Annotated in this window: 23 protein-coding genes; 10 read left to right on the top strand and 13 right to left on the bottom strand. The window is 38.3% G+C overall.

The genetic code is table 11. The features are described from left to right. Positions 1-24: 24 nt before the first annotated feature. The 8 genes from ccsA to BFL47_RS11860 all read left to right on the top strand — a co-directional run bounded on the left by ccsA (position 25) and on the right by BFL47_RS11860 (position 7264). Complete coding sequence (gene ccsA, locus BFL47_RS11895) at positions 25-684, top strand: cytochrome c biogenesis protein (protein WP_069660017.1); 660 nt, start codon at positions 25-27, stop codon at positions 682-684. A 5-nt stretch (positions 685-689) separates the two neighbouring features. Beyond that, positions 690-902 carry a CcmD family protein gene (locus tag BFL47_RS11890; RefSeq protein WP_069660016.1) on the top strand — a complete coding sequence of 71 codons (213 nt, stop codon included), beginning with the start codon at positions 690-692 and terminating at the stop codon, positions 900-902. A 10-nt stretch (positions 903-912) separates the two neighbouring features. Beyond that, positions 913-2334 carry a Glu/Leu/Phe/Val family dehydrogenase gene (locus tag BFL47_RS11885; protein ID WP_069660015.1) on the top strand — a complete coding sequence of 474 codons (1422 nt, stop codon included), beginning with the start codon at positions 913-915 and terminating at the stop codon, positions 2332-2334. Positions 2335-2461: 127 nt separating this feature from the next. After that, positions 2462-2875: a cytochrome c maturation protein CcmE domain-containing protein gene (locus BFL47_RS11880; protein ID WP_069660014.1), complete on the top strand. Its 414-nt coding sequence runs from the start codon at positions 2462-2464 to the stop codon at positions 2873-2875. Positions 2876-2883: 8 nt separating this feature from the next. Then, on the top strand, positions 2884-5331 hold the full coding sequence (locus BFL47_RS11875) for a heme lyase CcmF/NrfE family subunit (protein WP_069660013.1): 2448 nt from the start codon (positions 2884-2886) through the stop codon (positions 5329-5331). 2 nt (positions 5332-5333) lie between these two features. Next, a complete protein-coding gene (locus tag BFL47_RS11870; protein WP_069660012.1) occupies positions 5334-6098 on the top strand; it encodes a Rossmann-like and DUF2520 domain-containing protein in 765 nt (254 codons plus the stop codon). A gap of 36 nt (positions 6099-6134) precedes the next feature. Continuing rightward, positions 6135-6671 carry a KdsC family phosphatase gene (locus tag BFL47_RS11865; protein WP_069660011.1) on the top strand — a complete coding sequence of 179 codons (537 nt, stop codon included), beginning with the start codon at positions 6135-6137 and terminating at the stop codon, positions 6669-6671. An 8-nt stretch (positions 6672-6679) separates the two neighbouring features. After that, positions 6680-7264, top strand: coding sequence for a Maf family nucleotide pyrophosphatase (locus tag BFL47_RS11860; RefSeq protein WP_069660010.1), 585 nt, complete (start codon positions 6680-6682; stop codon positions 7262-7264). On the opposite strand, the gene BFL47_RS11855 is transcribed toward BFL47_RS11860, so the two are convergent. The 6 genes from BFL47_RS11855 to BFL47_RS11830 all read right to left on the bottom strand — a co-directional run bounded on the left by BFL47_RS11855 (position 7253) and on the right by BFL47_RS11830 (position 12066). Then, the gene (locus BFL47_RS11855) at positions 7253-8179 is read right to left on the bottom strand and encodes a Ppx/GppA phosphatase family protein (RefSeq protein WP_069660009.1); all 927 of its coding nucleotides are present in this window, start codon (positions 8177-8179) and stop codon (positions 7253-7255) included. The genes BFL47_RS11860 and BFL47_RS11855 overlap by 12 nt on opposite strands. A 54-nt stretch (positions 8180-8233) precedes the next feature. Next, entirely contained in the window at positions 8234-9388 is a 1155-nt protein-coding gene (dnaJ, locus tag BFL47_RS11850; RefSeq protein WP_069660008.1) for a molecular chaperone DnaJ, read from the bottom strand. A 5-nt stretch (positions 9389-9393) separates the two neighbouring features. Continuing rightward, positions 9394-9990 carry a nucleotide exchange factor GrpE gene (locus BFL47_RS11845; RefSeq protein WP_069660033.1) on the bottom strand — a complete coding sequence of 199 codons (597 nt, stop codon included), beginning with the start codon at positions 9988-9990 and terminating at the stop codon, positions 9394-9396. Between the two features lie 122 nt (positions 9991-10112). Beyond that, positions 10113-10796: a cell division ATP-binding protein FtsE gene (locus BFL47_RS11840; RefSeq protein WP_069660007.1), complete on the bottom strand. Its 684-nt coding sequence runs from the start codon at positions 10794-10796 to the stop codon at positions 10113-10115. Position 10797: 1 nt separating this feature from the next. Next, a complete protein-coding gene (locus tag BFL47_RS11835) occupies positions 10798-11001 on the bottom strand; it encodes a hypothetical protein (RefSeq protein ID WP_040300169.1) in 204 nt (67 codons plus the stop codon). Positions 11002-11025: 24 nt separating this feature from the next. Next, a complete protein-coding gene (locus tag BFL47_RS11830) occupies positions 11026-12066 on the bottom strand; it encodes an acyl-CoA reductase (protein ID WP_069660006.1) in 1041 nt (346 codons plus the stop codon). Positions 12067-12162: 96 nt separating this feature from the next. Here BFL47_RS11830 and BFL47_RS11825 point away from each other — a divergent pair, with 96 nt between their 5' ends. Next, the gene (locus BFL47_RS11825; protein ID WP_069660005.1) at positions 12163-12516 is read left to right on the top strand and encodes a 4Fe-4S binding protein; all 354 of its coding nucleotides are present in this window, start codon (positions 12163-12165) and stop codon (positions 12514-12516) included. Positions 12517-12741: 225 nt separating this feature from the next. On the opposite strand, the gene BFL47_RS11820 is transcribed toward BFL47_RS11825, so the two are convergent. Next, positions 12742-13218: a universal stress protein gene (locus tag BFL47_RS11820; RefSeq protein ID WP_069660004.1), complete on the bottom strand. Its 477-nt coding sequence runs from the start codon at positions 13216-13218 to the stop codon at positions 12742-12744. Positions 13219-13322: 104 nt separating this feature from the next. Between BFL47_RS11820 and BFL47_RS11815 the strand changes: the two genes are divergently transcribed. After that, positions 13323-14108, top strand: a complete 786-nt coding sequence (locus tag BFL47_RS11815; RefSeq protein WP_069660003.1) for a C40 family peptidase — start codon at positions 13323-13325, stop codon at positions 14106-14108. Here the strand turns inward: BFL47_RS11815 and BFL47_RS11810 are convergent. The 6 genes from BFL47_RS11810 to hisB are packed head-to-tail and all read right to left on the bottom strand — an operon-like array spanning position 14101 to position 18900. Then, positions 14101-15015, bottom strand: coding sequence for a WD40 repeat domain-containing protein (locus BFL47_RS11810; RefSeq protein ID WP_069660002.1), 915 nt, complete (start codon positions 15013-15015; stop codon positions 14101-14103). The two genes, BFL47_RS11815 and BFL47_RS11810, sit on opposite strands and share 8 nt — an antisense overlap. Before the next feature lie 8 nt (positions 15016-15023). Continuing rightward, positions 15024-15611 (bottom strand): bifunctional phosphoribosyl-AMP cyclohydrolase/phosphoribosyl-ATP diphosphatase HisIE, encoded by a 588-nt coding sequence (hisIE, locus tag BFL47_RS11805; RefSeq protein ID WP_069660001.1) that lies wholly within the window; start codon positions 15609-15611, stop codon positions 15024-15026. A gap of 11 nt (positions 15612-15622) precedes the next feature. Beyond that, positions 15623-16378, bottom strand: a complete 756-nt coding sequence (gene hisF, locus BFL47_RS11800; protein WP_069660000.1) for an imidazole glycerol phosphate synthase subunit HisF — start codon at positions 16376-16378, stop codon at positions 15623-15625. Next, a complete protein-coding gene (locus tag BFL47_RS11795; protein WP_069659999.1) occupies positions 16379-17137 on the bottom strand; it encodes a 1-(5-phosphoribosyl)-5-[(5-phosphoribosylamino)methylideneamino]imidazole-4-carboxamide isomerase in 759 nt (252 codons plus the stop codon). 6 nt (positions 17138-17143) lie between these two features. Continuing rightward, positions 17144-17734, bottom strand: coding sequence for an imidazole glycerol phosphate synthase subunit HisH (hisH, locus tag BFL47_RS11790; protein ID WP_069659998.1), 591 nt, complete (start codon positions 17732-17734; stop codon positions 17144-17146). Positions 17735-17748: 14 nt separating this feature from the next. After that, positions 17749-18900 (bottom strand): bifunctional histidinol-phosphatase/imidazoleglycerol-phosphate dehydratase HisB, encoded by a 1152-nt coding sequence (gene hisB, locus BFL47_RS11785; RefSeq protein WP_069659997.1) that lies wholly within the window; start codon positions 18898-18900, stop codon positions 17749-17751. Between the last annotated feature and the right edge of the window lie 4 nt (positions 18901-18904).

Raw genomic sequence — 18904 nt, 5'->3', positions numbered from 1 at the left:
CCTTTGATACCTAAATGTAAATATATGAAAGAAAACTGGTGGAAAATTTTAGCCTCAGTTCTTGTAATCTATTCTTTATGGGCTGGTATGCTGGGAGCGGTTCCCGAACTACCAATATTACACGAAACCATTCGAAATCTTTATTTCCATGTACCTATGTGGTTTACCATGGTCATATTATATTTAATATCAGTTATTTACAGCATTAAATATCTTTCGTCAGGAAATGAAAATCATGATCTGCTTGCTGTTGAATGCGTGAATACTGGTGTTGTTTTCGGATTTCTGGGCTTGGTAACCGGTATGATCTGGGGAAATTATACATGGGGTTCACCATGGCCAAATGATCCTAAAATGAATAGTGCAGCCATTTCTACCTTGATGTATCTGGCCTATCTCGTGCTAAGAAATTCCCTGGAGGAGGAGCAAAAACGCGCCCGCATCTCTGCGGTGTATAATATTTTTGCTTTCCCAGTCATGATTGTATTACTTTTTATCCTTCCTCGTTTAACCGATTCTTTGCATCCGGGCAACGGTGGCAATCCTGGATTCAGTTCCTATGACCTGGATTCGCGCATGAGAATGGTATTTTATCCGGCCTGTTTTGGATGGATTTTAATCGGTGTATGGATTACTACCATTCAATATCGTCTTCGCAAACTTCAAAACAAACAACTTAATTAAAACAGATGAGAAAATATTTCGTTACTGCCTCTATGGTTTTATTTACAGCAATCTCATCTCTGGCACAATCAACCTCGGGTGTGGATATGGCTGATGAATTACGTTCATCAGGAAAAATCTACGTGGTGGTTGCTGTGATTACTATTATACTATTGGCTTTAATTGGCTACCTGTTTTCTATCGACAGAAAAGTTAAAAAGCTCGAAAAAAAGAATTAATCTTCCTGTTATGTCTTCGATTCCAACTACAAATTTCTTCAATGATGTATGCTCATTTTTCGATCATGCCTCTCAATTTACAAATCACTCAGCAGGCTTGCTCGATCAGATAAAAACCTGCAATAGTGTTTATCGTTTTCGATTTCCGATCCGCAAAGGAAACGGCGTACAGGTTATTGATGCCTGGAGGGTTGAACATTCGCACCATATGTCGCCTACAAAAGGTGGGATCCGTTACAGCGATATGGTGAATGAGGATGAGGTAATGGCTCTGGCTGCCCTTATGACTTACAAATGCGCTATCGTAAATGTTCCTTTTGGCGGTGCTAAGGGGGGAATTAAAATAAATACGAAGAATTATTCTGTAGCTGAACTGGAAAATATTACCAGGAGATATACAGTAGAATTGGTTAAAAAGAATTTTATTGGTCCTGCTATTGACGTTCCTGCACCAGATTATGGATCGGGTGAGCGTGAAATGAGTTGGATTGCTGATACGTACAACACCATGAATCCCGGACAACTGGATGCTATGGGTTGTGTTACCGGAAAGCCAATTGCTTTACATGGCATTCATGGTCGCCGTGAGGCAACTGGAAGGGGAGTAGCTCTTGCTATTCGCGAATGTATGAATGTGGCTGAGGATATGAAGGCATTAGGGCTCACAACCGGACTTGTCAACAAACGTGTAATTGTTCAAGGATTAGGGAATGTAGGTTATCATACAGCTAAATATTTAGCTGAATTGGGTGCTATAATCGTAGGCCTTTGCGAATATGAAGGTGCTGTTTATAATGAAAATGGCCTTGATCTAGAAGCTGTTGTTGCTCATCGAAAAGAGGCAGGTACTATATTAGGTTTTGCAGGGGCAAAAAAAGAGTTTGTAACTTCAGGCGAAGGCTTAGAGCAGGAATGCGATATACTGGTACCTGCAGCATTGGAAAATCAGATTCTGATCACCAACATAGGCCGGATTAAAGCTAAAATTATTGCTGAAGCCGCAAATGGGCCTACTACACCTGAAGCTGCTGCTATTTTTGTAAAAAATGGAGGAATCATTATTCCGGATATGTATTGCAATGCAGGAGGGGTAACTGTTTCCTATTTCGAATGGTTAAAAAACCTTTCACATGTTGCTTTTGGCAGGATGGACAAACGTTATGAGGAAAATGCCAATTCAAACCTGGTAACGATGGTGGAGAAAATGACGGGTATGAATTTAACATTAGAACAAAGGGGACTAATTGTTAAAGGTCCTTCCGAGTTGGAATTAGTAAATTCTGGGTTAGAGGAAACGATGGTTCGTTCTTATCATGAGATCAGAGAGATCAAGATGTCGAATAAAAATATAAACGATTTGCGCACAGCTGCTTTTGTTGGGGCGATTAATAAAGTTGCTGTTTCCTACATGAATATGGGAATATGGCCTTAGTTTAATGTAAAATTTTTAGGAGTATTGATTTCAGATGACAATTGAGGATCAATAATTTGGTACAAATGATTCCTGTTTTGTATTTTTGACATTATTCTATTTAATGAATAGTTAGATCGGGGATTCAATGAAAAAAAGTGCTATTGTTGGTATTATAATTATTGCCATCGCTATAGGGGTTATTATAAGTACGTACGCAGATTCAAGTACTTATGGCTCTTTTACTGATGCCAGAGAAAGTCAAACTGAGCTCCATGTGGTGGGAACGCTAAACAAGAGTAAGGACTTGATATACAATCCTAAAGTTGACGCTAATTATTTTGCTTTTTATTTAGTAGATAAACAGGGTAAAGAATGTAAAGTAGTTTTTTCAGGTGCCAAACCTCAGGATTTTGAACGATCCGAAGAAGTTGTGCTTACCGGAAAAATGATTGGTGATGAGTTTAGTGCCTCTAAAATTCTCATGAAATGTCCTTCCAAATACAATAAGGACAAAATGGAGGTTCAGGAAGTTGAACACACAGCTGCCTTAAACAGATAATTTTTTAAATGGATATACAATTTGCGGGAGAACACCTGCTACCAGGGAAACTTGGGCAATTCTTCATTATACTTACTTTTGGTTCTGCGCTCATATCAGCCATTTCTTACTATTTTGCTACTGTAAAAGATACGAATGACGATTCCTGGAAGCGTATTGCACGTCTGTCTGCCTGGGTCAATACCTTCGCCGTTGTTGGAATTGGTGCTTCTCTTTTTTATATTATCTACAGTCATTACTTTGAGTATAACTACGCATGGGCACATTCATCACGCTCATTACCTGTTTATTATATTATATCAAGTTTTTGGGAAGGACAGGAGGGAAGCTTCTGGTTGTGGATGTTTTGGCAATCGGTACTTACAAACGTTTTAATACAGCGTGCCCGTACATGGGAAAATCCGGTGATGACCATCATCATGCTCTCCCAGGTATTTATATCATCTATGTTATTGGGAGTTGAGATCCTTGGATTACGAATTGGAAGTTCTCCATTTATTCTTTTACGTGATGCTGTAGAAGGACCAATATTTTCGAGGCCCGATTATTTAAGTTTAATTCCTGATGGAAATGGACTTAATCCATTATTACAAAACTATTGGATGGTTATTCATCCCCCTACTTTATTTTTAGGCTTTGCCTCTATGATCGTTCCTTTTGCTTATGCCATTGCTGGTCTTTGGCAAAAACGATATAAGGAATGGGTCACTGCAGCCTTACCATGGGCCTTGTTTGCGGTGATGGTATTGGGTACAGGGATTATCATGGGTTCTTTCTGGGCATACGAAGCCTTAAACTTTGGTGGTTTCTGGGCATGGGATCCTGTGGAAAATGCTTCCATTATTCCTTGGCTTACGTTGATTGCTGCAGTTCATGTGATGATTGCCTATAAAAACTCCGGACATTCTTATTTCACGGCTACTTTTTTGGTGCTGATCAGCTTTGTCCTGGTATTGTATGCTTCTTTTTTAACCAGAAGCGGAATACTGGGTGAAACGTCGGTTCATTCCTTTACCGATCTGGGCATGTTTGGGCATTTGTTGACCTATCTGCTCGTGTTCTTTATCTTGGCAGTTGGTTTTCTGATTGCACGATGGAAAGATTTACCGATTACAAAAAAGGATGAAGAGACTTACTCACGTGAGTTTTGGCTTTTCATTGGTGCGTTGGTATTAACGGTTTCCTGTATTCAGGTGATTGCAACAACCTCCATTCCGGTATTCAATGCTATTTTTGGAACAAAAATAGCTCCACCAGCAAATGTTTTTCAGCATTATCATCAATGGCAGGTGCCGTTTGCTATTGTAATCAGTTTAATTTCGGGTTTCGCTCAGTATCTGAAATACAAGAATACGGATCCGCGTAAGCTTTACATCAAGCTGGTTATGATCATAATCATTGCTGTTATGATTACAAGCGCATTTGCCTATATTGCTGATGTGTATCATAATGTGATGTATGTGATACTTACTTTTGCTGCTGTATTTTCGCTGTGTTGTAATGTTCCTTTTCTCATTGATGCCCTAAAAGGTAAATGGAAATTGGCAGGGGCATCCATTGCACATATAGGGTTTGCTTTCCTTTTGCTGGGGGCTCTTGTGGCTGCTGCAACAAGTAAAGTAGTGTCCATTAATACCTCGGGTGTTGGTTTTGGCGATGAGTTTGACAAAAGCAATAATGCGAAGGAAAATATTATTCTTTATGAAAATGAGCCGGTCCGCATGGATCAGTATACTGTTACTTATAAAGGAGATTCTACGGTAGGAGTGAATACGTATTATAAAATCAACTATAAAACTATTAATCAGACTACCCGTAAGGTGATGGAGGAGTTTGATCTTTATCCGAATGCGCAACAGAATGCAAAAATGCAGACCATTGTAGCTTCTCCTGATACACGTCATTATCTGTTGCATGATATTTATACCCATGTAAGCAGTGTTCCTTTGAAAACGGAGACTGCTGAACATGATGACCATACCGGTCATTCGGAAGATGAGGGATATGACCAACCTGCGACTTACGAGGTAGCGCAAGGGGATACCATTCGATATCGGGAAGGGATAATTATAGTTAAAGGAATTAATCGGAATGCCACTGTTGAAAAAATCCCTTTAGGGAAAAATGATGTGGCTATTGCTCTTAAACTTCAAGTAATAGCTAAAAATAAGACCTACGAAATAGAGCCTATCTTTTTACTTAAAGGTGGAAATAAGTTTGATTTTGGAAAAACAGTAGCCGATGTGGGTCTTAAGTTCCGTTTCACTGATGTTCATCCTGATAAGAATAAACTAGAATTAATGGTTTATCAAAAACCTTTGGCTGAGAAGAAGTGGGTGGTACTGAAAGCCATTAAATTTCCATTCATCAATTTTTTCTGGGCAGGAAACATATTGATGATGGTAGGATTTCTGCTTTCAATTTTCAGAAGAAATAAAGAGATTAAAGTTATCTAGAAATGAAGGTTGTTCTAATAGGTAGCGGAAATGTAGCTACTCATCTTGGAATTGCGCTTAAAGAAGCTGGTCATGAGATTCTACAGGTTTGGAGTAAAACCTTTCTTCATGGGAAGGCTTTGGCTGATGTTTTGCATACTACTGCAACTGATGATTTAACAAAAGTTGATCCTGAGGGAGAAATTTATATTATAGCAGTAAAAGATGACTTTATTTCCCAAGTAGTTGCAGAACTCAATTTTGATCATCAACTAGTTGTTCATACTTCTGGTACGGTTTCTATAGACGAGCTAGCAGTGCATACTCCTCATTACGGTGTTTTTTATCCTCTACAAACTTTTAGTAAAAACAAGAGTGTGGAATTCTTATCCGTTCCTGTTCTTGTGGAGGGTAGCACTAAGGAGGTCGGGGAGCTGCTATTTACTTTAGCTGGCACAATAAGTAACCATGCTTACAAGATGTCTTCAGAAGAGCGGAGTGTACTCCACCTGGCTGCCGTGTTTGCTTGTAACTTTAGCAATCATCTGTATTCTCTTTCATCGGAAATACTTCAGCAAAGGGGCCTGGACTTTAATTTGTTGAAGCCATTAATTGCAGAAACAGCTGCTAAAATTCAAAATCATCCACCTAATGAAGTTCAAACAGGTCCAGCTATACGGAATGACTTATTTACGTTAGCCAAGCATAAAGAACTGTTAACTAATTATCCTGATCTCAAAGATATTTACGAAATCTTGAGTAACAGTATAATGCGTTCCAAATTATAAGCTATATTCACGTTTTTACTTAATTTTCATTTATCTATGTTTTTAACAAAAATTAAAGCCGTTAAAGCCTTTATCCTGGATATTGATGGCATTTTAACAGATGGAACTGTTCTGGTTACTGAATCGGGCGACCAGTTGAGGAAGTTTAATGTTAGGGATGGATATGCAATGCGGCTGGCGGTGAAACGCGGTTTTCAGATTTGCATAATATCAGGAGGAAATTCGGCAAGTGTTTTATTTCGTTTAAACGGACTCGGCATTACTGAAATCCATTTGGGTATTGACAAAAAGCTGGAAGTTTACCAACAATTTATAGAAAAGCATAATCTGGCTCCTGAGAATATATTATATATGGGAGATGATATTCCAGATATCCCAGTGATGAAAGTGGTGGGTGTAAGTGCTTGTCCGGAGGATGCCGTTGAAGAGGTAAAGATGATTAGTGACTATATATCTGCTCAATCAGGGGGGACAGGGTGTGTGCGGGATGTGATTGAAAAGGTGCTTAAAATTCAGGGTAAATGGTACGATCCTGATCCATCTGCACAGGATGATACCATTACTTCTTCTTAATTTTTGCTATGCCTGAAACTCCTTCGCCAACTATTATTTTAGCTTCAAAGTCGCCACGTAGACAAGAACTCTTGCAACAAATGGATGTCCATTTCAAAGTGGTTCTTAAAGATGTGGATGAATCCTATCCTGAAGATCTTAAACCTGCAGATGTTGCCCTGTATATTGCCCGGAAGAAAGCAGAGGCATTTGACGACGTGCTGCATGAAACAGAAATTGTAATTACAGCGGATACCATTGTCACCATTGATGGTCTTATTCTAGGTAAGCCCAAAGATGAAAAGGATGCCTTCGACATGCTTACTCTTTTATCCGGACGGAAACATGAGGTAATTACTGCTGTAGCCTTGTTAAATAAACACCAGATCAATGTTTTTCACGACATCACCTATGTATACTTTCGGGAATTAAGTGCCGATGAGATCTTATTTTATATCAGGAACTATAAGCCTTTTGATAAAGCCGGCTCTTATGGAATCCAGGAATGGATTGGGCACAACGCAATAGAAAAAATTGACGGATCATATACCAATGTGGTAGGCTTACCAACCTTCAGATTGTCTATGGAACTTCAAAAGCTTTTAAGCGCTTAATTTTTCATAAAGCAATCCTTCCTTAAGCGCATAAGTCGAGAGCGCAACAGCCGGGATCTTTAATTCATCCAATACATATATCGCTAAAATTGCCGCAACAACAATCATGTCTACCCGCACCGGACTAATGGTTACGTTAGCTGCTCTTCCCTGATGATTAGACCCGATTAGATCATTTATAATGGATTGAAAATGCAGCACTGATAGTGTGTATCCAATTAGAGATTGACGACCTGAGAGATGAAATTTCTTTATCGCAAGGTCTACGAATGTTTCAAAAGCCCCCGCAGAACCGATTAATATTTGTGGTTTGTATTTTGTTGCTGCTAATTTTAAATCAGCAAGCTGCTCATGGAGATAGTGATGGATGATCGTGATATCGCTTTCCTGGATCGGATCAGAATGATGATAAAGCCCCATTAACCGGGCTGCACCAAGAGGATAACTTTTCTTAAAAAGAATTTCCTGTTGGTTGCATAAAATAAACTCTGCGCTTCCTCCACCAATATCTAGTATCAGGGAGCATTGATCAATAGACACCGCTTGTTTTACGCCATTATAAATTAATGAGGCTTCCCGATCGCCGTCAATAATTTCGATAGTAATACCTGTTTCTTCTTTAACCTTCTTAATGAAATCATTTCCGTTGCTGGCCGTTCTTAAAGCTGCTGTACCGGTAGCATAAACCGAAGGGATCGAATAGCTGTCAATTACCTTTTTGAAGGCTATCATCGCATCAACACCTCTTTGAAAAGAAGCAGCTGTGATGAATCCAGCCGTAATTCCGCCTTCACCCAATTTAACATCTTTTTTTTCCATGTAGATCTCTTTTATGGATTGCTCCAAGTCGAGTTCAGCAATTAATAAGTGAAAGGTATTCGTACCAAGATCAAGGACTGCAATTTGTTTTTTCATAAAAAAAGATAAAAAAAAACCACCATACGGTGGTTTAATTAGAAATTATATTTTTTATTCGAAGTATTCCTTCATTCTTTCAAAGAAGCTTCTTTCATTTTTACCAGGTTGTGGTTTAAAATTAGGAGAAGCCTGAAGTTTTTCAAGCATTTCTTTCTCATCCTTAGAAATAGCTTTGGGAGTCCAGATATTGATATATACCAATTGATCACCGCGATGATACGAGTTTACTTCTGGTACGCCTTTTCCTTTAAGGCGTAAGATTTTACCACCTTGAGTACCGGGTTCAATTTTGATCTTCGCTTTTCCGTCTATGGTTGGGACTTCAACAGAAGCACCCAGAGCTGCATCTATGAAACTGATATGAAGGTCGTAAACTACATTATTACCTTCGCGCTGAAGGGATTCATGCGGGATTTCTTCAATCAGGATAATCAGATCTCCGGAGATACCGCCATTAGGGGCAGCATTACCTTTTCCGCTCATAGAAAGCTGCATTCCTTCACTAACTCCTGCTGGAATGTTAATGGAAATAGTTTCTTCACCACGAATAACACCTTCACCATGACATGATTCGCATTTAGATGTAATTTGCGTTCCGGCTCCATTACAAGTAGGGCAGGTTGCACTAGTCTGCATCTGACCAAGAATCGTATTGGTTACACGCCTAACCGCTCCACTGCCACCGCAAGTTTTACAAGTTTGAACGGAAGATTTATCTTTCGCTCCTGTACCATCACAAGTACGGCAAACGATAAGTTTATTAACTTTTATTTTCTTTTCGGCACCCTTAGCAATTTCATCCAGGGTTAACTTTACTTTAATTCGTAGGTTACTACCGCGGGACATGCGCCGGCTTCCACCTTGCTGTCCACCGCCACCACCAAAGAAACTGTCAAAAGGACTGCCACCGCCACCAAAGATATCTCCAAACTGGCTGAAGATATCGTCCATGTTCATATGGCCACCACCACCGCCCTGAGGTGAATTACCAGAATGACCATATTGATCATAGCGTTGCTTCTTTTCAGGATTGCTGAGTACTTCATATGCTTCAGCAGCTTCTTTAAATTTATCTTCGGCTGCATTATCACCAGGGTTCTTATCCGGATGGAATTTGATTGCAAGCTTACGGTATGCTTTCTTTATTTCATCCGCAGTAGAACTTCTGGTAACACCCAGAATATCATAAAAATCTCTTTTTGCCATAATTATTAACTTCCAACCACCACTTTCGCGAATCTTAACACTTTGTCGTTGAGATAGTATCCTTTTTCAACTTCGTCAATAACCTTACCTCTCAGATCGTCTGAAGGGGCGGGAATGTTTGTTATAGCTTCATGAATATCTGCATCAAAGACAGTTCCTATAGATTCCATCTCTTTTATTCCCTTTTGGCTAAGGGTATTTTTAAGTTTACTACTTACCAGAATAATACCTTCTTTAATGGCTTTGACGTCAGAAACTGATTCCATAGCCTTTATTGCACGTTCAAGGTCATCAGCAACTGGTAGAAAACTTAATAGAACATCTTTTCCTGCAGTATGCAACAATTCGATCCGTTCCTTTGTGGTACGTCTCTTATAATTATCAAACTCAGCATATAAGCGCAGGTATTTATCGGTAGCTTCTTTTAATTCAGCCTGAAGTTTCTCTTCTACAGAGATCTCTTCCACTGCTTCAACTTCGCTGTCGACTTCTGAAGCTCTCGCTTCATTTACCTGCTCTATTTCTTGTTCTATCTCAGACTGCGTCTGATTTTCTAAAGCTACTTTTTCTTCTTCGGTAGTTTTCTTCTTGTTTTTCAACATGTCTGAAAAGTTCATATTTATGGAATAGGCAAATTATTTGCCAAGTTAATTAATCAGTCAAGGTGTCAGCAAAATACGAGGTATGTCAGCAACAAGCGACTTAAATCAGACATTTAGCCCTATTAAACCATTTTCACATCCTCAATCACTCTTCCATTTTCACATTTTACAATACGGGAAGGGAAGGTGCGGATCAGATTATAATTATGTGTTGCCATCAGGACAGCTGTCCCTGATCTGCTGATATCTTTTAATAAAAGCATCACTTCTTCTGAGGTTTCGGGATCCAGATTACCTGTTGGTTCATCGGCCAATATAAGCTCTGGGTTGTTTAACAATGCCCTGGCAACTACAACACGCTGTTGTTCACCACCGGAAAGTTCATGTGGCATCTTCCGGAGTTTAGATCGTAACCCAACTTTTTCAAGTACATCACGAATTCGTTCATTGATGAGGTTTTTATCCTTCCAACCAGTTGCATTTAATACAAATGCTAAGTTTTCTTCTACCGTACGGTCGGTTAAGAGCTGAAAATCCTGAAATACAATCCCAAGTTTTCTCCTTAGGAAAGGGATATCGTGATCGGAAAGCTTTTTTAAATCATAGCCTCCGGCATGACCTTCTCCTTCTGTGATGTGAAGCTCACCGTATAAGATTTTCATCAAACTACTTTTTCCTGAACCGGTTTGTCCAATAAGGAATACAAATTCGCCTTTATCAATGTGCAGATTCACAGATGATAAAACAAGGTGTTTTTGTTGGTATACATCTACGTTATGGAGTTTTACAATCGAATTTCCAATCATATTACAATTCTAATTTCATTATTTTGCCAAATGGAAGACTCTCTATCAGCGTCACTATATATTCTTTCTTACTGCTTAATCCAATTTTATCCAGTGTTTTATCCGGACGATCTACCCTAAAGTAGGCCAATAAAGTAAACTCATCATCACGGAGCTGAACATAATCAGGTATTTTAGCTATTCCCTTTACTTTGATGATATACATAGCTCCAAAGTTAATATTTTCCATTTAAATCAATGTTGGATTATAATTTAACAAAAATTCAAATGTGTTGACCCCGTCTGCATAATCCCACAACTTTGGAGTCTGGCTTTCACCAAACATGACCTGTTGATTCTGAAGATCAAGTTTTTCTTTAACCACAACACACTGAATTTGCTCATTAAGAATATTGAGCTTCTCTTCTGCCTGCGTAGTTGACGGATAGGTATCATAAAATAATACAGCTAAAGGTGAACTCATGCTAACATCCTGTTTAAGCAATAAAAATCCATTATCCAGATGCTTTTCTCCATTCACCAAATATATCGACTTATTGTAGTCGTAATTGTTTGCATATTTATGATGATTAATCATGTTTTTAAAAGGTTCCTCTATTGCTTCAAAAAATGGAACAAAGTTATACCCTTCCGGAACGAACAATTTAGAAACATTTCTACAGCCTAATCCGAAGTAATCAAATATATCATGGCCTAAGGCAATAAAGTCATCCTTAGCTTCCGAACCATTGAGTACGGCTACGCTATTTCTATTTTTACGGATGATATGTGGAACGTTTTTGAAATAATACTCAAAGTATCTGGATGTATTATTACTTCCGGTTGCAATTACAGCATCGAAATCCTTCAAACGATCGGCGTAAATAATGTGTTCCTGAAGTGAGGGCATGTATTCAATCAGACGTGAAAGGATGTGAGGAGTCAGGTGTTTATCCTGTGAAGAAAGCTTAATCATCGCCTTATTTCCGCTAGCCAGCACGGTCAATATATCATGAAAACCGACAAGAGGAATGTTCCCTGCGAGAACTAATCCAACGGTAACTAGCTGATGTTCTTGCTGATGAGTAACGTAAGCTGAGTCTATCCATTGTTCAATGTCGGATGGATTGAGCATTTTACCCAAAGCTTGTACCGCATGATTTACTTGTTCGGGGGTAAACCAGGCATTGTAACCCTGTGCAGAGTTAATGAGCTCATTTAGCTGAGCATCATCTGAGCGTAAATAGTGTCCTAACTGTGTAAAAGCTTGTTTTATTTGTTGTGTTGACATGTAAGTCGTATGTTAAAATCAAGTATTGTATTATATTTGCGTTGTTTTTGCAGATATAACATTGCAAAAGTAAGTTAAGGAAAAGACATTTAGACCATGGCAATAAAAATAACAGATGAGTGTATAAACTGCGGAGCCTGCGAACCTGAGTGCCCTAACAATGCTATTTATGACGCCGGTGCTGCATGGCGCTTCTCTGATGGAACAACATTAAAGGGTGTAATAGATTTTGGGGACGGTTCAACGTTGGATGCTGAAGAAACTCAGGCAGCAATTTCTGAAGAGTTTTATTATATAGTTTCAGACAAATGTACAGAATGTAAAGGTTTTCATGATGAGCCTCAATGCGCTGCGGTATGTCCGGTGGATTGTTGTATTGATGATGAAGATGTTAGAGAAACTGAAGAAGAGCTTTTGGCTAAAAAGAATTGGCTTCACTCTGAAGCTTAAAAAAGCAATTTAAAGGATATCGATATAAAAGAGAAGAGATCATTATATGGTTTCTTCTCTTTTATATCGATATCCTTTCTTTTTATGTTCCTTTTCTTACGAGAACTAATATATCATTGCTAAATTTTCACACCTTAAAGCAGGATTTTCAATTAGTAATATGGCTAGTTTTACTTATTACTACCACCAGTTATACCTAGTACTATCACCAGCTATTGCTCCTAGTTATTGCGCAGTTTCCTTGTTTGGAATGATCAATACAGGGCATTTTGCTTTTCTAATTACTTTTTCAGCAACACTTCCTGAAATAAAATGATCAAAACCTGTTCTTCCATGGGTTCCTAAAATGATCAGATCGGCTCCCCATTCCTCTGCTGTTGCTAGGATCTCATCCTTTGGACTTCCTACCTTAGTAAAAGTGTACACTGGAACTTTATCTTCGAAAGATTCAGAGATACGTTCCAATAATTTTTTACTTGACTCTTCCTGCAACTCCATCAAATCTGGAATAACAACCTGTGATTCATTAAGTAAAGGATCTGTAATATATGGGGTGTTAATAGGAACCTCGTTTACATGTAGAAGAGCAACTGATGCATGTAGCTTTTCCGCCAGGTCTAAGCCATATCCGGCTGCATGATTTGAGTACTGACTATCTTCTACAGCAATTAATATTTTGGTTATTTGATTGAGGGTTTTCATAATTATAAGATTTATGATATTTATTGTACTAATTTAAACACTTATGAGATAGTATTAGTTTTTTTATGTGGAGAGATATTTTTTTAATTTCTTTGTATTAAAATATGACTACAGAATTTGGTATTTGTAATCTGTCTCTGGTACCCTTAAGGGCAGAAGCCTCAGATAAAAGCGAAATCTTATCTTTTTTATTATTTGGTGATGGTTTTAAAATTTTAGAAAGCACCAGTAAATGGACACAGATACAGACCCTATCAGACGATTATACCGGATGGATCGATTCAAAGCAGTATGAGGATGTACCCTATAGTTTCGTGGAGGCACAGGCTAGTTCCGTGATAACAGGACCAGTTCTTTACCAAACGATTGAAAGAATACCTCATGGCGATTTTATACATCTGCTGCCTGGAAGTACCTTACCTGTAATTAGTGATAATAAGTTTTCCATAAACAGTACCAGTTACCAGTTTACAAAACCGTACATATTAGCAGAATCAGATTCTTTTTATCAAAACATTAAACCCTATGCTTATCTGTTTTTAAATGCGCCTTATCTATGGGGAGGCAAGTCAGCCTTCGGAATAGATTGTTCAGGATTCACGCAAATAGTATTTAAAATGCTTGGAATTAAATTGTCCAGAGACGCATGGCAACAGGCAGAAGAGGGAAGAATAGTTGACTTTTTACCGGAAGTTAAACCGGGAGATCTTGCTTTCTTTGACAATGAAGAAGGGCGCATCATTCATGTCGGGATTTTACTAAACGAACAAGAAATTATTCATGCTTCGGGTAGAGTAAAGATAGATTTAATCGATGGTCAGGGAATCTTTAGCAAAGATCTTAACCGCCATACTCATCGGTTAAGAATTATAAAAAGGTTTTTTAACTAACCTTTACACTCCATACTATCACCAATTTATCATCACCCACTGATACTAAAGATTGACCATCTTTAGTCCATGCAATTTTATTTATAGAATGTGAATGGGTTATAAATCCTTTTTCTTTGCTGATGATCTTTTGTAATTTTAGAGTTTTTAAATCCCATAATTTAATGCTTTTATCCTGACTACAGGTGGCGAAGATGGGAGCAAAGGGATGAAATTTGATATCATATACCGTAGACATGTGAGCTATCACTTCTTTTAAAGGAGTAAAATTAGCGACATTCCAAAGAATAAGTTTTGCATCACGTCCCCCCGAAAGCAGATGATCGTCTGAAGAAGGAGAGAAGGCCAATGATGTCACTGGCCCTGTATGTCCATTTAAATTTGTTATAAAGGAATAATTTGTTGCATTATAAATCCTGATCGTGTTGTCTTTACATCCAAAAGCAATAATCTGCTCATTTGAACTTAGTGCCATACACCGTACAGTATCTTCTGAAACCTTAAAATTATACTTCAAAGTATAATCAATACTACTTATTACAGAGACCGTTCCATCTTCAGAAGCAGCAATAATTTCGTTCTTACTTGTCAGTTCTGTCAGACAAAAAACAGGTTTAAGATGATGCGTAATCCGGGCTACTACCTCAGCTTTATCATAGCTATAGATACTAATCTGACCACTCCGCTCTCCAAAAATTAAAAGTCTATTCTTTTCAGAAACATGCATTGCATAGACAGAACTCTTCACAGGAAGCAAAACTGCAGGGTTAAGATGCTCCAGATTCCATTGAACTATTCCTTTATCATTCCCGGCAGTATAAAATACCCCTTGTTCAATTCCCGGCTCTACACTGTAAATTGAATTCTGATGTCCGGGTAATAAAGCGAATTGTTCAATCTCTATCATAAAAAAAACTACTTATGTCTGCCTTCCAAATTTTTCGCTATCGTTTCAAGTGTAATATTCTTTTCACGAAGCAGCATAAGCAAGTGGAATAGCAGGTCGGAAGATTCGTTTATAAAATCAAACTCTGTTTCACTTAGAGCAGCAATTACAGTTTCAACACCTTCTTCGCCAACTTTCTGTGCAATTCGTTTCAAGCCTTTGGCCTGCATCCTGTTTACATAAGAACCTTCCTTCGGATTGTCGTAACGATCTGCGATGACCTGTTCTAATTTAAAGATAAAGTTTTGATTGTATGAAGTAGCAAAACAACTTCTTGAGCCGGTATGACAGGTTGGGCCAATCGGATCGGCCTTAATTAACACCGTATCCTGATCACAGTCGATATCGATACTTTTTACATATAGGAAGTTTCCACTTTCTTCTCCTTTCGTCCAGAGACGATTCTTTGAACGTGAGAAAAAGGTAACTTTACCTTCAGTTTCTGTTTTTGCGAAGGCCTCGTCATTCATGTAACCCAACATCAACACTTCAAGTGTTTTGTCATCCTGAATGATCACTGGTATGAGACCATCACCTTTTTTAAAGTCTATAGACATTAGTATAATTATTATAATCTTACTTCAATATTTTGCTTCCTTAGCTCCCTTTTGAGATCAGGAATTAGAATCTCACCGTAGTGAAAAACTGATGCTGCAAGGGCAGCATCTACATTAGCCTCTAAAAAGATGTCAGCAAAATGTTGCATACTCCCTGCACCTCCGGAGGCAATCAGCGGAATGGATAAGGTTTGATTTATTTTTTTTAGCAAATGAGTATCAAAACCGGCTTTTGTTCCATCATGATCCATGGAAGTAAGTAATATCTCCCCGGCGCCACGATCTTCAACCTCCTTAATCCATTGTTCTGTATTTATATCTGTTGCAATACGACCGCCATTTAAATGAACCAGATTCTTTCCGTTTACATATTTGGTATCAATAGCAATCACGACGAACTGCTTACCAAAAGCAGCCGCTAATTGATTAATTAAATCTGGATTCCGTACTGCTGCCGAATTAATTGAAATTTTATCGGCTCCTGAATTTAAAAGAACGTCAGCATCAGATAACTCATTTATACCTCCACCAATTGTAAAAGGAATATTTACTTGTCTGGCTACTGATTTCACCAACTCTACCATTGTTTTTCTACGTTCATTGGTAGCCGTAATATCCAGAAATACCAGTTCATCTGCACCCTGTCTGGAATATTGCCAAGCAAGTTCTACAGGATCACCCGCATCTCTTAAATTCACAAAGTTAACGCCTTTAACGGTTCTGCCGTCTTTGACATCCAGACAAGGGATGATTCGTTTTGATACCAACTAAAAAGAAATTAATGATTTTAAATTCCAGTCTTTTATTTCATCAATAGAGATATGACCTTCATATATAGCCTTTCCAACCACACAAGCTTCCACTTTATATTGTTTTACGGCTTTGATATCTTCCATTGAACTGATTCCTCCGGAAGCAATAAGCTTGATAAATGGTGAATGATCCAGCAATTTCTGATATAGCTCCACTCCGGCACCACCTAGCTTTCCATCTTTATTGATGTCTGTGCATAAAAAACGAAAAAAACCGAGATTCAAACACGTATCAACGTAATCCATCAGTTTAATAGGGGAGCTTTCCATCCATCCAGAATATTTAATCACCTCATCAAGAACGTCAATAGCAACCACGATCTGATCCTGATAACTCGCTGCCTGATCCTTTCCGTTAAAAGCCTTGCTTAAATCAAGTAAAAAATCAGGATTAGTAATGGCTTGCGTTCCTACGATCACCCGATGGATTCCTGCATCAATAAGTTCTTTCACCTTATCAATACTTCTCACTCCACCACCATACTGAACCTTCATTTCAGTATTCCTGATAATATCAAACAAATATTCCTGATTACTGAAGTCTCCTTTTGCTCCATTTAAGTCAATAATATGAACGAATTCAGTTCCATTTGACTGATAACGCTCTATCATTTCCTCTAAAGTAACATCGTAGAATGTGGCACTCTCGTAGTTTCCTTCACGTAAACGGACAACTTTCTTGTCCAGAATATCAATTGCAGGGATTATGTACATATTTTTCTATAATTCTGAAAAGTTTTTAAGTAACTGCTCTCCAGCCTCTCCTGATTTTTCAGGATGAAACTGAACACCATAAAAATTATTTTTGCTAAATGCGGCAGAAAACTTCAAACCGTAATCTGCAAAAGCGACTGTAAAAGTAGAATTAAATTCTATAAAATAGGAATGTACAAAGTAAAAGTAGCTTCCATCCTGAATACCTTTAAATAAGCGATTATCAGATTGCGTATAAACACGATTCCATCCCATGTGCGGAACCTTTACTTTAAGGTCATTTGTAAAAAGCAGAGTCTTAACCGGTATAATTCCTAATAAAGTAGAATTACCTTCTTCCGAAAACTCAGTCATCAGTTGCATACCAACACAGATCCCTAATACAGGCTTATCAATAGCTTTAATTGCATCCACCATCCCGCTTTCTTCCAGCTTCCGCATTGCTGCTCCTGCATGTCCTACTCCAGGAATGATAAAATGGTCGTATTTATCAAAATCTACTGCCGAAGCCACCATTTCATAAGAAATGCACTGCCTGTCCAAGGCGGCAGTCAATGAGAAAATATTTCCAGCTCCGTAATTAATGATTCCTATCATGTACAAATATTAAATTAGAGAAGCCCCTTTGTACTTGGTAACCGCATATTATCCACGTCTCTCTTGGTTGCCATCTTAATTGCTTTTGCGAAAGCCTTAAATATTGCTTCAATTTTGTGATGCTCATTTGTCCCCTCAGCTTTCACGTTCAGGTTACATTTGGAGGCATCACTAAAAGATTTAAAAAAATGATAAAACATCTCAGTAGGCATATCTCCAATCTTCTCACGATTAAACAGTGCATCCCATACGATCCAGTTCCTTCCACCAAAATCTATAGCCACCTGTGCAAGACAGTCATCCATTGGAAGACAAAAACCATACCGTTCAATTCCTCTTTTATCGCCAAGAGCCTGAGCTATTGCCTCTCCTAAAGTTATCCCTGTATCCTCGATTGTGTGGTGTTCATCTATTTGCAAATCACCTCTGGCTTCAATCTCCAGATCTATATTACCATGACGTGCAATCTGATCCAGCATATGATCAAAAAAGGGAATACCTGTATTGATCTTTGCATCGCCCTTTCCGTCCAGGTTTATCTTAACCAGAATATCCGTTTCTTTCGTTGTTCGTCTATGTTCAACTATTCTTTTCCCTACCTTCAGAAACTCATACACGTCCTTCCATGATGTAGTGGATATAGAAATATATGGATCCAATTCCGCTGCTTTACCTGTTATCTCTTCGATCCCTAAAGCGTCGTCTTGTTTAATCCATATCGCTTTTGTTCCCAGATTTTTAGCTAATAAAACATCTGTAATTCTATCCCCTATAACGAAGGAGTTAAGCAGGTCGTACTTTTCTTTATCAAAAAAATGGGTCAATAAACCTATACCGGGTTTTCTGGTTGCCAAATTTTCATGAGGGAAGCTTTTATCAATGATCACTTCCTTAAAAACAACCCCTTCTCCTTCAAATGAATTCATTATGAAGTGATGAACAGGCCAGAAATTGGCTTCCGGATGTAAATCTGTTCCTAATCCATCCTGATTTGTAACCATGATCAGATCAAAATCCAACTCTTCAGCAATCTTGGTCATATACTTAAAAGCACCTGGATAAAACTTCAACTTCGCAAAAGAGTCTACCTGATAATCCTCTGGCTCCAGTACGAGTGTCCCGTCTCTATCTATAAAAAGTAACTTGCGTTTAGCGTTGCTATCCATTTTT

The sequence above is a fragment of the Arcticibacter eurypsychrophilus genome (assembly GCF_001730525.1).
GTDB lineage: Bacteria > Bacteroidota > Bacteroidia > Sphingobacteriales > Sphingobacteriaceae > Arcticibacter > Arcticibacter eurypsychrophilus.
Note: the sequence above shows the minus strand (reverse complement) of the source record. Positions and strands in the feature narration are given on the sequence as shown.